Source organism: Mycobacterium sp. IS-1496, from assembly GCF_001499995.1.
In the GTDB taxonomy this organism is placed as follows: domain Bacteria; phylum Actinomycetota; class Actinomycetes; order Mycobacteriales; family Mycobacteriaceae; genus Mycobacterium.
The window spans coordinates 1-13,744 of record NZ_LQIU01000052.1; the positions used below are offsets into that span (position 1 = coordinate 1).

Below are 13,744 nucleotides of genomic sequence, written 5' to 3' on the forward strand. Positions count from 1 at the left end.
GTGCAGTCGGTGGTGGTAGGGGCAGACCAGCACGAGGTTGTCCAGGTCGGTGCGGCCGCCGTCTTCCCAGTGCCGGAGGTGGTGGGCGTGCAGACCTCGGGTGGCTCCACATCCGGGGACCGCGCAGGTGGGGTGGCGGTGTTCCAGCGCGCGGCGCAGCCGGCGGCTGATCAGCCGGGTGGTGCGCCCGGACCCGATGGGTTGCCCGTCGCGTTCGAACCACACCTCGCAGGTGGCGTCACAGGTCAGGTAGCGGCGATCGGAATCCGAGAGCAGCGGCCCCAGATGCAGGGCGGCGATACGGTCTGTGAGGTCGAGGTGCACGACCACAGTGGTGCGATGCCCGTGGGGGCGGCGAGCGGCCTCGGCGTCCCACCCGGCCTCGACCAGTGCATTGAACGCATCGCCGAGAGTGGGGAACGGCGGCCGCCCCGCTGACGGGCCCGCGCCCGGGCTGTCGGTGTCGTGGTCGTGTTTCCACTGGGCGACCAACCCGTCGTGGTGGGATTGCAGGGCGGCGTCGAACGCCGCCGCCTCGGCATGTGGCATCGCGATGTGCCAGTGGGTGTACTGCTCGTCGGAGGTCTTGGTGATCGAGGATCGCGGCTCGGGCTCAGGCTCGGGTTCAGGCGGGATGTCAGTGTCGGCTTGAGGTTCGGGTTCGGGTTCGGGTCGGGGTTCGAGTTTGATCGCGGTGCGGAATTGGTTGACCGTGGCGCTGCGGGCCAGCTCGGCGTAATGCGCATCAGACCCTGGCCCCGCGCCCTCGGCGATGACCCCGACCTGATCCAGCGACAGCCGCCCTTCCCGCAGAGCTTGGACGCATTGGGGGAATTCCGCGATCTGGTGGGCGATGGCGGCGATGGTCTTGCCGTTCCTCGACGACGACCCGGTCTTCCACGCCATCAGATGCGCCACCGACGTCGCACCCGTCATCCCACACAACTCGTCGTGGTCGATCTCGGCGGCGATCTCCACCAGGCGGGCGTCGATCGCGTTGCGTTGGCCGGTCAGCTCGGCCAGCTCGTCGAACAGCATCTCGAGACGGTCGATTGGGCGCACCACCACCGCGCCGGACGCCACGCTCGAGGACATGACCCCATACAAGCAGCAGGGTCCGACAGATCCGGCCGACGGAGCGATTCGACGTCGTTCAGGACCGGTCGGGTAGCGCCCGTTCGACGATCGGAACACGTGGATGCGGTTCGCGCTCACGGCGTTTCGCGGCGATGTAGACCTGAGAGGTCTCCGCGGCGACAGTGTTCCAGTCGAAGTCCGAGGTGAGCCGGTCCCGGGCGGCAACCACGCGTCGCTGCGCGGCGGCGGGGTCGTCGAGCACGGCGCGCACGGCCGTGGCGAGCGCTGCGACGTCGCGGGGCGGGAACGACATCCCGGTCACCCCGTCGATCACGGCTTCGCCCAGGCCTCCCGCCGTGGAGGTCACCAGCGGTGTTCCCGTGGCGGCCGCCTCGAGCGCGACGATGCCGAACGGTTCGTAGTGGCTGGGCAGCACCGCCGCGTCCGCGGTGTGGAGCATGTCGACGAGCCCGTCGTGGTCCAGCCGTCCGACGAACGTGACAGCCTTGCGCACCTTGTGCTTTCGCGTCTGCTCGATGAGCCAGTCCGACTGAGTGCCGTCGCCGGCGATCGTGAGGGTGGTGCCGGGATGGGTGCGGCGGATCCGGGGGAGCGCGGCGATGGCGTCGTGTACCCCCTTCTCGTATTCGAGCCGGCCGAGGTAGAGCAGTCGGGCGGGTCCACCGTGAGGCCGGCGGCGCGCGAACGGCCAACGCTCTGCTTCGATCCCGTTGCGGATGACCCGGATCTCCGGCAGGCCGGGTCCGAACAGTTCGGTGATCTCCTCGCGCATCGACGCCGAACACGTGATGAGCGAATCGGATTCGCGTACCAGCCACGACTCGACCGCATGCACCTGGCGGCTGATCGGCCCGGCCACCCAGCCGGAGTGTCTGCCGGCCTCAGTGGCGTGAATGGTCGAAACCAGTGGCACGTCGAAGAATTCGGCCAACGTTATCGCCGGGTGGGCGACCAGCCAGTCGTGGGCGTGCACCACGTCGGGGCGCCACGGCTGACCGTGGTCCTTGATCGCCAGGCCGGCCCGGATCATGGCGTGTCCCATGGCCAGCGTCCAGGCCATCATGTCGCGGCCGAACGCGAACTCGTGCGGGTCGTGGGCGGCCGCGACCAAGCGCACACCCTCGCTGACCTCGTCGGTGGTGGGGTGCGTGCTGGGGTCGGTGTCGGCCGGCCGGCGGCTGAGCACCACGACCTCGTGGCCGGCCGCGGCGAGCGCGATGGCGAGGTGATGGACGTGGCGGCCGAGCCCGCCGATGACCACCGGCGGGTACTCCCACGACACGAGAAGGACTTTCACGCACACTCGATCCTGCGCGAGTGTGCGCGAAGTGCTGCTGTCCGGCGGCGCGTCGCGCAGCAGACGCGCACGCTCGCGGAAGGGCGATTCACCGGGGCAACCTTCGGGCGTCGAGCGCGCCGAACAGGCCGTCGGCGCGGTTCCAGCCGTCGGCGAGGCGCTGTGCCTGCTCCCGCCGGCCGGCCGCCAGGGCGTCGGCGATCTCGCGGGTGGCGTGGGCGTGCAGGTGCGCACGGTAGCGGGCGTAGTCGGCGGCGGAGTCCTTGCTGACCATGAACGGCCAGTCGCTGGACACCGTCAGCAGGGTCTCGCGCAGGATCTGGTCAGCGACGGTGTCGCGCGGCGTCGGGCTGCCCACCGACGCGTGCTGGGTGAGCGCCTTATCGACGGTGCTCAGCGCGGTGTCGACGACCTCGGCGTTGAGTCGCACGAAGTCGGTCACCTGATCACCCGCCCAGACCTGCCAGTCCTTGCCCGAACCCCACGAGCTCGGCGGCAGATCTACTGGGGCGCCGACGAATCCGTCGTCCACGGCGTCGCCGAGCGTGCCGACCCGCACACCCGCTTCGGGCAGCGCCCGCAACACCCGCGCCAACCACTCCGGGCCCTCGTACCACCAGTGGCCGAACAGTTCGGTGTCGAAGGCGGCGACGACGTGCGCCGGCCGGCCGATCCGCTCGCTCTCGTCGAGCAGCCGCCGCCGGACCACGGCCACGAAGTCGGCGACGTGGGCGTCGATGGCGGCGTCGGCGCGGTCCGGGTCGTACGGCGCCTTGGCCGAGGAGGGCACGTTGCGGCCGGTGACCCGCGCCGGCTTCAACCCCGTCACGTGGTCGTAGGTGTGGAAGTCCCGGTAGGCGGCGTGGCCGGGGTAGCCGGACTTCGGCGACCACACGCGGTAGCTGACCTGCAGGTCCCGGCCGAACGCGACGACCCCGGAGTCGCCGACGGGGCGGCCCAGCGCGGTGTCGCCGTGCAGCGACGGACCGTCGACCATGAAATGGCCGACGCCCGCGGCGGCGTAATCGAACTCCATGCCGGGTGCGTACGCGCATTCCGGGGCCCAGATCCCGCGCGGGGTATGGACGAAGCGCTGCGCGGCGTCGGCGAGCCCTTCGCGCAGCGCGAACTCCCGCAACCGCGGGTTGAGCAGCGGCTGGAACGGATGCGCCAGCGGCCCGCCCAGCAACTCGACGGTGCCGGCGTCGACGAGCTCACGCAGCAGCGGGCTGCCGCCGTGGCGCCACAGCGTGGCGAACTCGTCGAGCGCCTGGTCGGCTTCGCGTTGCTCACGGGCGCCGAAGGTCCGCAGCGCCTCGGGTGTGCAGGCCGGCGTGGTGTCCGACGACGTGCGCAGCGTCGCGGCCTCCAGCGCACGCAGCCGCCAGTTCGCCAGCCAGCTGTGCATCCCGGTCAGGCAGTAGGGGTCGTCGAGCTGGGCGGTCACCACCGGCGTCATCCCGAGTGTGAGCAGGTGGCCGCGGTCCTCGGCGGCCAGCCTGCGCAGCACCCGCATCAACGGCAGGTACGACGCCGACCACGACTGGTACAGCCACTCCTCGCCGACCGGCCAGCGCCCGTGGTGGGCCAGCCACGGCAGATGCGTGTGCAGGACGAGGGTGAACAGCCCCGGTACCGCAGGCGCGTCGTCACTCACGGCCGCACCGCGATCGCGACCAGGTCGAGGCTGTCATCGATATCCGCGCTGCCGGCTTCCAGCAGGTCGAAGTCGTCGGCGCGCACCGCGGCCACGTCGTCGAGAAGATCCTGCGGCCACGGCGCGTCGGCCACGGCCCGGGCGATCTGCGCGTCGATGATCGAGCCGCCGTGCCGGGCGTCCAGCTCGCGCAGGCGCGGGCCATGAAAAACCCCGAGCATCGCCTCCATCCCGAACCCGGCGGTGGTGAGCAGGTCGGTCAGTTCGGCCGCGTCGAGTTCGCGGGTGTGGAACGGGTTGACCGGGGTGTCGCGGCCGGGGGAGAAGGTGATCCGGTTCGGTGTCGACATCAGCAGCAGCCCGCCGGGACGCAGCACCCGCAGGCACTCGCCGACGAATTGTGGTTGATCCCACAGATGTTCGATGACCTGGAAGTTCACCACCACGTCGACGGACGCATCGGCCAGGGGCAGGGCGGCGAGGTTGCCGTGGTGGACCTCGACGCGTGGGTAGCGGGCGCGCACGTGCGCGACGGTGGCCTCGTCGTAGTCCAGGGCGATGACGCGTCGCGCGACCCCGGCGATCAGATCCGCCCCATAGCCCTCGCCGCATCCGGCCTCGAGTACGTCGCGGCCTGCGCACCGTTGCGCGAGGCGGGCGTAGACCACCTCGTGGCGGCGGAACCAGTAGTTCTCCTCCGCCAGACCGGGGATGGTCCGCTCGCCGGTGAGGGGGAGAGTCTCGTCGCCGCCCCCACGCGGCCCGGTAACGAATGCGCTCATCGCAGGCAGGCTAACCCAGGCGACGGGATCGTGGCCGGTTCGCGAACAGTTCCTGACGGGTTCGCAGTGGTAGGGGAGGCGGGCGCATGAACTTCGACCAGCTATGGTGTTCCTGCAAACCACCTTTAGTTACTGACGAGTAACATGGTGCCAGTTTCACAAAACGTGGTAACGGGCCGACCGCCGGCCGGCCTCATCGAGGAGGACGAACCATCTCATGACGAACATTGTGGTCCTGATCAAACAGGTCCCCGACACCTGGTCCGAGCGCAAGCTCTCCGAGGGCGACTGGACGTTGGACCGGGAAGCCGCCGACGCCGTGCTGGACGAGATCAACGAGCGTGCCGTCGAAGAGGCGCTGCTCATCAAGGAGAAGGAAGCCGCCAACGGGGTCGAGGGCACCGTCACCGTGCTGACCGCAGGCCCGGAGCGCGCGACCGAGGCGATCCGCAAGGCGCTGTCCATGGGCGCCGACAAGGCCGTGCACCTCGTCGACGAGGGCATGCACGGTTCCGACATGGTGCAGACCGGCTGGGCGCTGGCCCGCGCGCTGGGCGCCATCGAGGGCACCGAGCTGGTCATCGCCGGCAACGAGGCGACCGACGGTGCGGGCGGCGCGGTGCCGGCCATCATCGCCGAGTACCTGGGCCTGCCGCAGCTGACCCACATGCGCAAGGTCACCGTCGAGGACGGCAAGGTCACCGGTGAGCGCGAGACCGACGACGGGGTGTTCACCCTCGAGGCGCCGCTTCCCGCCGTGGTCAGCGTGAACGAGAAGATCAACGAGCCGCGCTTCCCGTCCTTCAAGGGCATCATGGCCGCCAAGAAGAAGGAAGTGACGACCCTGACGCTGGCCGAGATCGGTGTCGAGTCCGACGAGGTCGGCGTGGCGAACGCCGGTTCCAAGGTGCTGACGTCGACGCCGAAGCCGCCGAAGACGGCAGGCGAGAAGGTCACCGACGAAGGCGAAGGCGGCAGCAAGGTCGCCGAATACCTGGTCGCTCAAAAAATCATCTAAGACTCCCCGAGACACGAAGGACCGGAAAAAGAATGGCTGAAGTACTCGTGCTCGTCGAGCACGCCGAAGGTGCACTGAAGAAGGTCACCAGTGAGTTGATCACCGCCGCTCGTGCGCTCGGCGAACCCTCCGCCGTCGTGGTGGGCAAGCCGGGCACCGCCGAGCCGCTGGTCGACGGCCTCAAGGCCGCCGGCGCCGCGAAGATCTACGTCGCCGAATCCGATGACGCCGAGAACTACCTCGTCACCCCGCAGGTCGACGTGCTCGCCGCGCTGGCCGAGTCGAACAGCCCCGCCGGTGTGCTGTTGGCCGCCTCCGCGGACGGCAAGGAGATCGCCGGCCGGCTCGCCGCCCGCATCGGCTCCGGCGTGCTGACCGACGTCATCGCGGTTCAGGAGGGCGGGAAGGCCACCCACTCGATCTTCGGTGGCGCCTACACCGTGGAGGCCGAGGTCACCGGGGACACCCCGGTGATCACCGTGCGCGCGGGCGCGATCGACGCCGAGCCCGCCGACGGTGCCGGCGAGGTCGTCAACGTCGAGGTGCCGGCCCAGGCCGAGACCGCGACGAAGATCACCAAGCGGGAGCCCGCCGTGGCCGGCGACCGCCCGGAGCTCACCGAGGCGACCGTCGTCGTCTCCGGCGGCCGTGGTGTCGGCAGTGCCGAGAACTTCGGCATCGTCGAGGAACTCGCCGATGCCCTCGGCGGTGCGGTGGGCGCCTCGCGTGCCGCGGTCGACTCGGGCTACTACCCGGGTCAGTTCCAGGTCGGTCAGACCGGTAAGACGGTCTCGCCGCAGCTGTACATCGCGCTGGGCATCTCCGGCGCCATCCAGCACCGCGCCGGTATGCAGACCAGCAAGACGATCATCGCGGTGAACAAGGACGAAGAGGCGCCGATCTTCGAGATCTCCGATCTCGGCATCGTCGGCGACCTGTTCAAGGTCACCCCGCAGCTCACCGAGAAGGTCAAGGCGCGCAAGGGCTGACACCGCTCGACGCTGCAGCGAGAACCCCGGCACCCGCGCGGTGCCGGGGTTTTTCGCATCTCAGCTGAAGACGACGATCTTTTCTGGGGTCGATACGCCCAGGCTGTGCCATCGTGAGTGGGGGTATCGAGAGAGGAACCACCCGATGAAGGTCACCGTCATGGGCGCCACCGGTCAGATCGGCGCGCAGGTCGTCGAACTGCTTCGTCGCGGGGGACACGAGGTCGTGGCCGCCTCGCGGAGTTCGGGTGCCGACGTCCTCACCGGCGAGGGCCTCGCCGAGGCGTTGACCGGTGCCGACGTGCTCGTCGACGTCACCAACTCACCGTCGTTCGAGGACGGCCCGGTCATGGAGTTCTTCCGCCGGTCCTCGGCGAATCTGGTGTCGGTGGCGGACGCGGCCGGCGTCGGTCACTACGTCGTGCTCTCGATCGTCGGCGCGGACGGCTTGCCCGAAAGTGGTTATCTGCGAGCGAAAGTCGCGCAGGAGAAGGCGGTGGCCGAATCCGGGCTGCCGTACACCATCGTGCGCGCCACCCAGTTCCACGAATTCGCCGAGATGATCACCGGCACGCTCACGGTCGGCGACGAGGTCCGGGCGCCCGACGCCCTCATCCAGCCGATCGCCGCGGCCGACGTGGCCGCCGAGGTGGCTCGCGTGGCCGTCGCCGAACCGCGCAACGGGGTGGTCGATGTCGGCGGGCCGGACAAGCTGCCGTTCGCCGACCTGGCCCGCGCCGTCCTCGCCGCGCGCGGCGCCGACGTGCCGGTGGTCATCGATCCGGATGCCCGCTATTTCGGCACGCCGGTCGACGAGACCAGCCTGGTGACCGGTGACGGTGCGGTGATCGCCACGACCCGGTTCAGCGACTGGCTGGCCCAGCGCTGAGCCGGCCACCGGCGGCGGTCACCGACGCCGGTCACGCGATGAGGTGATCCGCCGGCGGCGAGCGACCAACTCGTCATCCAGCGTGCACGAACACGTCACGCAGCGCTTGCCGCCGCGCCGAACGGCTCAGCGACCGTGCTGGACATGAGCACTGCTTCTGTCCTCATCGCCGCCGATCAGCCGAGCACCGCGGACACCCCGCGGTACTCGCTGCTCCTGTCGACCGATCCCGACCTGATCACCGCCGCCCAGCGGCTACGCCACGACGTGTTCACCTCCGAGCCCGGATTCGCGCTCGCCGGCGCTCTCGACGGTCGGGACGCCGATCGCTTCGACGACTACTGCGACCACCTGCTCGTGCGTGAGGAGACCTCCGGCGAACTGGTCGGCTGCTACCGGATGCTGCCCCCTGCCGGGGCCATCGCCGCGGGTGGCCTCTACACCGCGACCGAATTCGACGTGCGGGCCCTCGACCCGCTGCGGCCGTCGCTGGTCGAGATGGGCCGCGCGGTGGTGCGCCGGGACCATCGCAACGGCGGTGTGGTGCTGCTCATGTGGGCCGGCATCCTGGCCTACCTCGACCGCTGCGGATACGACTACGTCACCGGCTGTGTGTCGGTGCCGGTCGCCGGCCCGGCCGGCGAACCGGCGGGCACTCAGGTGCGCGGTGTGCGCGACTTCGTGCGGCGCCGTCACGCCGCCCCGGAGCGCTACACCGTGCGCCCGTACCGCCCGGTGGTGGTCGACGGCCGCGGGCTGGATGCCATCGCGCCCCCGGCGCGGGTCGCCGTCCCTCCGCTCATGCGCGGCTACCTACGGCTGGGCGCACAGGTCTGCGGGGACCCGGCACACGATCCGGACTTCGGAGTCGGGGACTTCCCGGCGCTCCTGGACAAACGCCATGCCGACACCCGCTATCTGCGCCGGTTGCGGTCGGTGTCGGCGGCGGGCGAGATGGCCGAGGGGCTGGCAGGGGGCGCGGCGTCATGACGCTGACGACCGAACACGCCTGGCTGCAGCGCGCCACCTGCGACGCGAGTTGCGTCGCCGCCGGCGCCGACCGGCCCGGGCCGCGCTGGTGGGTCGCGGTGCGCACCGGGGTGCGGGCCGGCGCGGCGGTGGCGCTGTTCTCGTGCGTGTGGCTGCTGGCGCTTCCGCTGCCCGGTCGGTGGCACGTGCAGCGCGCGTACTGCCGTCTGATGCTGCGCAGCTTCGGCGTGCGGATCGCCTTGTCGGGTGGACCCATCCGCAACCTGCGCGGCGTTCTGGTCGTCAGCGGGCACGTGTCCTGGCTGGACATCTTCACCATCGGCGCGGTGCTGCCCGGGTCGTTCGTCGCGCGCGCGGACCTCGTCGACTGGCCGGCGCTGGGACCCGTCGTACGGCTGATGAAGGTCATCCCGATCGACCGGGGGAGCCTGCGTCGGCTGCCCGCGGTCGTGACCGCGGTCACCGACCGGCTGCGGGCCGGCCACACCGTCGTCGCGTTCCCGGAGGGCACCACCTGGTGCGGCTTGGGGTACGGGCGCTTCCGCCCGGCGATGTTCCAGGCCGCCGTGGACGCGGGCCGTCCGGTGCAGCCGCTGCGCATGACCTACCGCCACCACGACGGACGGCTGTCCACCGTGCCCGCATTCGTCGGCGACGATTCGCTGTCCGCCTCGGTACGACGGGTGATCACCGCCCGCCGGACCGTCTGCCACATCGGTGTCGAGTCGCTGCAGCTGCCCGGCGACGACCGGCGGGACCTGGCCGCCCGCTGCGAGACGGCCGTCCGGGGCATCGCGCCGGCGACGGCGAGCGCTCACGCGCTGGCCGCCTGACCCGGCGATCCGGGCGGTGCCCGGCCGACGGCTATCCTGGACGGGCCATGACCTCGCCGAAGTCGGTCTACCTCGACCACGCCGCGACCACCCCGATGCACCCTGCTGCCATCGAGGCGATGACGGCCGTGCTGACCACCGTCGGCAACGCCTCCTCACTGCACGGTGCGGGCCGGTTGGCGCGCCGGCGGATGGAGGAGGCCCGCGAGACGCTGGCCGGGCTGCTGGGGGCGCGTCCGTCGGAAATCATCTTCTGCGCCGGCGGCACCGAGAGCGACAACCTCGCGGTCAAGGGGATCTTCTGGGCTCGCCGCGACGCCGAACGGCGGCGCAACCGCATCGTCACCACGCCGACCGAGCACCACGCCGTCCTCGACGCGGTGCAGTGGCTGGTCGAGCACGAGGGCGCCGAGGTGACCTGGCTGCCGGTGCAGGCCGACGGATCGGTGACCGCCGCCGCCCTGCGCGAGGTGCTGAAGGCGTGCGACGACGTCGCGCTGGTGTCGGTCATGTGGGCCAACAACGAGGTGGGCACCGTCCAGCCGATCGCCGAGCTGGCCGCGGTCGCCGCGGAGTTCGATGTGCCGATGCACAGCGATGCGGTGCAGGCGGTCGGTCAGCTGCCGGTGGACTTCGCGGCGAGCGGGCTGTCGGCGATGAGCGTGACGGCACACAAGTTCGGCGGACCCACCGGCATCGGCGCCTTGCTGTTGCGGCGCGACACCGCCTGCGTGCCGCTGCTGCACGGCGGTGGCCAGGAACGCGATGTCCGGTCCGGGACGGCCGACGTCGCCGGTGCGGTCGCCATGGCGGCGGCGGCGCGGGTCGCGGTCGACGGGCTCGACGCCCACCGCGCTCGGGTGTCCGCGCTGCGGGACCGGCTGATCGACGGTGTGCTGGCGACGATCGACGACGTCTCCGTCAACGGCGCCCGCGCCGACCGGCTACCGGGCAACGCCCACTTCACCTTCCGGGGTTGCGAAGGTGATTCGCTGTTGATGTTGTTGGACGCCAAGGGAATCGAGTGTTCGACCGGCTCGGCGTGCACCGCCGGGGTGGCGCAGCCGTCGCACGTGCTGATCGCGATGGGCGCCGATCCGGCCAGCGCCCGTGGTTCGTTGCGGCTGTCGCTCGGCCACACGAGCACCGACGCCGACATCGACGCGGCGCTCGAGGTGCTGCCGGCCGCTGTCGAACGGGCGCGCCAGGCCGCGCTGGCCGCGTCCGGAGTGGTGGAGTGACGATGAGCGCTTGCGCGAAGAGCGGGCGATGATGCGGGTCCTGGTCGCGATGAGCGGCGGCGTCGACTCCTCGGTCGCCGCGGCGCGGATGGTCGACGCCGGCCACGACGTCGTCGGGGTGCACCTGGCGCTGTCGGCGACTCCGGGCACGCTGCGTACGGGGTCGCGGGGATGCTGCTCGAAGGAGGACGCCGGTGATGCTCGCCGGGTCGCCGATGTGCTCGACATCCCGTTCTACGTCTGGGATTTCGCGGACCGCTTCAAAGAGGACGTGATCGACGACTTCGTGGCGTCCTACGAGCGCGGTGAGACGCCGAATCCGTGTGTGCGGTGCAACGAGAAGATCAAGTTCTCCGCGTTGGCGGGGCGGGCGTTGGCGCTGGGATTCGACGCGCTGGCCACCGGCCACTACGCGCGGTTGTCCGACGGCCGCCTGCGCCGGGCGGTGGACTCGGACAAGGACCAGTCCTACGTGCTGGCGGTGCTGACCGCACAGCAGTTGCGGCACGCGGTCTTTCCGATCGGTGACACCCCGAAGGCGCAGATCCGCGAGGAGGCCGCGCGCCGCGGGCTGGCCGTGGCGGACAAGCCCGACAGCCACGACATCTGTTTCATCCCGTCGGGGGACACCCGGGCGTTCCTGGGTGCGCGGATCGGAGTGCGGCGCGGCGCGGTGGTCGATGCGGGCGGTACCAAGCTCGCCGAACACGAAGGCGTGCACGGGTTCACGATCGGACAGCGTAAGGGGCTCGGTATCGCGGGCCCGGGCCCGGGCGGGCAGCCGCGCTACGTCACCGGCATCGACGCGGCCACCGGGACGGTGCGGGTCGGCGGCGCCGAGGACCTCGACGTGTGGCGGTTGGCCGGTGCGAGTCCGGTGTTCACGTCCGGGACCGCGTTCACCGGACCCGTGGAGTGCCAGGTCCAGGTGCGGGCGCACGGCGGACTGGCGGACGCGGTGGCGTCGTATGACTCGGGCGTGCTGTCGGTGGAGTTGCGGGCGCCGCTGCGCGGTGTCGCGTCGGGACAGACGATGGTGATCTACCGGCCCGACCCGTCCGGTGACGAGGTGCTGGCCAGCGCGACGATCAGCGGGGCCGAGGGGCGCTAGTTCGTCCGCGTCGAGGGGGTCGAGCGTCGTGATTCACCCCGGCACGTTCGCGAGGATGTTCGTCATCACGATGTCGGGCACCGATTCGGTGAACGCGCAGAACGTCACCTCGACGAGCACCGCCGACTTGAGGCGGTAATCCCGCCCGCAGTCGCCGGGCCGCGTCGAGACCGCGTCGCCGGTCGAGGTCCAGTCGCCGATGTACGCGGGACCGTAATCCGTTGTGTCGCAACCATCGACCAGGGCGACCACCCCGTCGAAGGCCCGCCGCGCCGTCGGCGCATCGCGGTATCCCGCCGCGCCCTGTGAGATGAGGCCGCCGTCGGGCGGATTCTGGAACGTCGTCTTGTGGAACTCCTCGACCTCGTCGCCGAAGGTCTGCGACTCGGCGAACAGCCACCGGCACGGCGTCGGCATCTGTTCCATCAGCGATTCGATGTCGACCGGGATCTTGCCGTCCATGCTCGGGATGATCGTGAGATCCTCGCCCGCGCCCGTGATCGCCTGCATCTGTGCGGTCTCGAGCAGCACGGTGTCGACGTCGACGGGGGAGCGGGAATCGTCGTCGAGGCCCGGCACCGAGCGGGTAGCGGTGCCCTCCACCGTCGCCACACACCCGGCGGTCAGCAGCGCCGCAGCGACCGCCGTCAGCGCCCTGGCCCATGCGGTCATCGCCGTCCCCTTCCCGATGACGAGCCTAACCGCGTCGCATACTGTGCACCGGGTGAGTGTCTACGCCGCCGCGACCGGTATCGGATCCTGGCCGGGAACGAATCCGCGGCAGGCCGCCGAAGTCGTGATCGGCGAACTGCACACCCTGCCGCATCTGGTGGAACTCCCGTCGCGCGGTATCGGTGCCGACATGATCGGGCGGGCCGGCGCGCTCCTGGTGGACATCGGCATCGACATCGTGCCCCGCGGTTACCGCGTTGCCAACGGGAAGACCTCCGCGGCCCGCCGCGCCAGAAGCCTGCTCGACGAGGATGTCGACGCGCTGGAGGAGGCGTGGGAGAAGGCCGGCCTGCGCGGCTCCGGCCGCACCGTGAAGGTCCAGGCGCCGGGTCCGATCACGCTGGCCGCCGAACTCGAGCTGCCCGGAGGCCACCGGGCGCTCACCGACCGCGGGGCCGTTCGCGACCTTGCCGGCTCCCTGGCCGAGGGTATGGCGGTGCACCGCGCCGAGGTGTCGCGTCGGCTCGACACCCCCGTCGTCGTGCAGTTCGACGAACCGCTGCTGCCCGCCGCGCTGGCCGGCCGGCTCACCGGCGTCACCAGCCTGACCCCGGTGCATCCCGTCGACGAGGCGGTGGCCACCCAGCTGCTCGACGAGTGCATCGCCCGGGTCGGCGGTGAGGTGGCGCTGCACAGCTGCGCCGTCGGGCTTCCATGGAAAATGTTGCAGCGCAGCCAGTTACAGGCCATCGCGGTGGACACCGTCACGCTCACCGCCGAAGACCTCGACGGGATCGGCGAGTTCGTCGAGTCCGGGCGCGCGGTGCTGCTCGGCGTGGTGCCAGGGGCCGCCCCTGCCGCACGGCCGTCGGTCGAACAGGTCGCCGCCTCGGCGGTGTCGCTGACCGACCGGCTCGGCTTCCCGCGCGCCGTCCTGCGCGAGCGGATCGGCGTGACCCCGGCCTGCGGGTTGGCCACCGCGACGCCGGAATGGGCGCGTATCGCCGTCGAACTCACCCAGAAGACCGCCGACGCGTTCGCCGAGGATCCCGACGCCGTTTGACTTTGCAGTCAGATCGCGAACTCGCCGGGCGGTTTCAAGCGGTGGATGCAACAGCTGGTGGGTTTGAGAGTAGTTCGTTGAGTTTCTCGGCTGGTGTTCTCCAG

General features: G+C 70.8%; 13 protein-coding genes. 8 read left to right on the forward strand and 5 right to left on the reverse strand.

The window, feature by feature from the left end; all coding sequences use genetic code 11:
* The 4 genes from AU195_RS21310 to AU195_RS21325 all read right to left on the reverse strand — a co-directional run.
* On the reverse strand, positions 1-1,095 hold a 1,095-nt coding region (locus tag AU195_RS21310), incomplete at its 3' end, for an HNH endonuclease signature motif containing protein (protein ID WP_059161023.1).
* A 58-nt stretch (positions 1,096-1,153) separates the two neighbouring features.
* A complete protein-coding gene (locus tag AU195_RS21315; RefSeq protein WP_059161024.1) occupies positions 1,154-2,395 on the reverse strand; it encodes a glycosyltransferase family 4 protein in 1,242 nt (413 codons plus the stop codon).
* A gap of 88 nt (positions 2,396-2,483) precedes the next feature.
* Positions 2,484-4,052, reverse strand: a complete 1,569-nt coding sequence (locus AU195_RS21320; protein WP_059161025.1) for a 1,4-alpha-glucan branching protein domain-containing protein — start codon at positions 4,050-4,052, stop codon at positions 2,484-2,486.
* On the reverse strand, positions 4,049-4,834 hold the full coding sequence (locus tag AU195_RS21325) for a class I SAM-dependent methyltransferase (protein ID WP_059161026.1): 786 nt from the start codon (positions 4,832-4,834) through the stop codon (positions 4,049-4,051). The genes AU195_RS21320 and AU195_RS21325 overlap by 4 nt, the downstream gene beginning before the upstream one ends.
* A 217-nt stretch (positions 4,835-5,051) precedes the next feature.
* Between AU195_RS21325 and AU195_RS21330 the strand changes: the two genes are divergently transcribed.
* From AU195_RS21330 to mnmA, 7 genes are all read left to right on the forward strand, one after another.
* Positions 5,052-5,852, forward strand: a complete 801-nt coding sequence (locus AU195_RS21330) for an electron transfer flavoprotein subunit beta/FixA family protein (protein WP_059161027.1) — start codon at positions 5,052-5,054, stop codon at positions 5,850-5,852.
* A gap of 32 nt (positions 5,853-5,884) precedes the next feature.
* Positions 5,885-6,841 (forward strand): electron transfer flavoprotein subunit alpha/FixB family protein, encoded by a 957-nt coding sequence (locus tag AU195_RS21335; RefSeq protein WP_059161028.1) that lies wholly within the window; start codon positions 5,885-5,887, stop codon positions 6,839-6,841.
* Between the two features lie 145 nt (positions 6,842-6,986).
* Complete coding sequence (locus AU195_RS21340; RefSeq protein ID WP_059161029.1) at positions 6,987-7,730, forward strand: SDR family oxidoreductase; 744 nt, start codon at positions 6,987-6,989, stop codon at positions 7,728-7,730.
* Between the two features lie 144 nt (positions 7,731-7,874).
* Complete coding sequence (locus AU195_RS21345; protein WP_059161035.1) at positions 7,875-8,720, forward strand: GNAT family N-acetyltransferase; 846 nt, start codon at positions 7,875-7,877, stop codon at positions 8,718-8,720.
* Positions 8,717-9,553 carry a lysophospholipid acyltransferase family protein gene (locus tag AU195_RS21350; RefSeq protein ID WP_059161030.1) on the forward strand — a complete coding sequence of 279 codons (837 nt, stop codon included), beginning with the start codon at positions 8,717-8,719 and terminating at the stop codon, positions 9,551-9,553. Before AU195_RS21345 ends, AU195_RS21350 begins: the two co-directional genes overlap by 4 nt.
* A 47-nt stretch (positions 9,554-9,600) precedes the next feature.
* A complete protein-coding gene (locus AU195_RS21355; RefSeq protein WP_059161031.1) occupies positions 9,601-10,794 on the forward strand; it encodes a cysteine desulfurase family protein in 1,194 nt (397 codons plus the stop codon).
* Positions 10,795-10,825: 31 nt separating this feature from the next.
* Entirely contained in the window at positions 10,826-11,905 is a 1,080-nt protein-coding gene (gene mnmA, locus AU195_RS21360) for a tRNA 2-thiouridine(34) synthase MnmA (RefSeq protein ID WP_172800669.1), read from the forward strand.
* 33 nt (positions 11,906-11,938) lie between these two features.
* On the opposite strand, the gene AU195_RS21365 is transcribed toward mnmA, so the two are convergent.
* Positions 11,939-12,577: a sensor domain-containing protein gene (locus AU195_RS21365; protein ID WP_059161033.1), complete on the reverse strand. Its 639-nt coding sequence runs from the start codon at positions 12,575-12,577 to the stop codon at positions 11,939-11,941.
* Between the two features lie 52 nt (positions 12,578-12,629).
* On the opposite strand from AU195_RS21365, the gene AU195_RS21370 reads away from it, so the two are divergent.
* Positions 12,630-13,640, forward strand: coding sequence for a uroporphyrinogen decarboxylase/cobalamine-independent methonine synthase family protein (locus AU195_RS21370; RefSeq protein ID WP_059161034.1), 1,011 nt, complete (start codon positions 12,630-12,632; stop codon positions 13,638-13,640).
* The last annotated feature ends 104 nt before the right edge of the window (positions 13,641-13,744 follow it).

Excerpts from the sequence above, each read along its gene's own strand:
- AU195_RS21325 (WP_059161026.1), bottom strand. The coding sequence starts at position 4,834 with ATGAGCGCATTCGTTACCGGGCCGCGTGGGGGCGGCGACGAGACTCTC.
- AU195_RS21330 (WP_059161027.1), top strand. The coding sequence starts at position 5,052 with ATGACGAACATTGTGGTCCTGATCAAACAGGTCCCCGACACCTGGTCC.
- AU195_RS21335 (WP_059161028.1), top strand. The coding sequence starts at position 5,885 with ATGGCTGAAGTACTCGTGCTCGTCGAGCACGCCGAAGGTGCACTGAAG.
- AU195_RS21340 (WP_059161029.1), top strand. The coding sequence starts at position 6,987 with ATGAAGGTCACCGTCATGGGCGCCACCGGTCAGATCGGCGCGCAGGTC.
- AU195_RS21345 (WP_059161035.1), top strand. The coding sequence starts at position 7,875 with ATGAGCACTGCTTCTGTCCTCATCGCCGCCGATCAGCCGAGCACCGCG.
- AU195_RS21350 (WP_059161030.1), top strand. The coding sequence starts at position 8,717 with ATGACGCTGACGACCGAACACGCCTGGCTGCAGCGCGCCACCTGCGAC.
- AU195_RS21355 (WP_059161031.1), top strand. The coding sequence starts at position 9,601 with ATGACCTCGCCGAAGTCGGTCTACCTCGACCACGCCGCGACCACCCCG.
- mnmA (WP_172800669.1), top strand. The coding sequence starts at position 10,826 with ATGCGGGTCCTGGTCGCGATGAGCGGCGGCGTCGACTCCTCGGTCGCC.
- AU195_RS21365 (WP_059161033.1), bottom strand. The coding sequence starts at position 12,577 with ATGACCGCATGGGCCAGGGCGCTGACGGCGGTCGCTGCGGCGCTGCTG.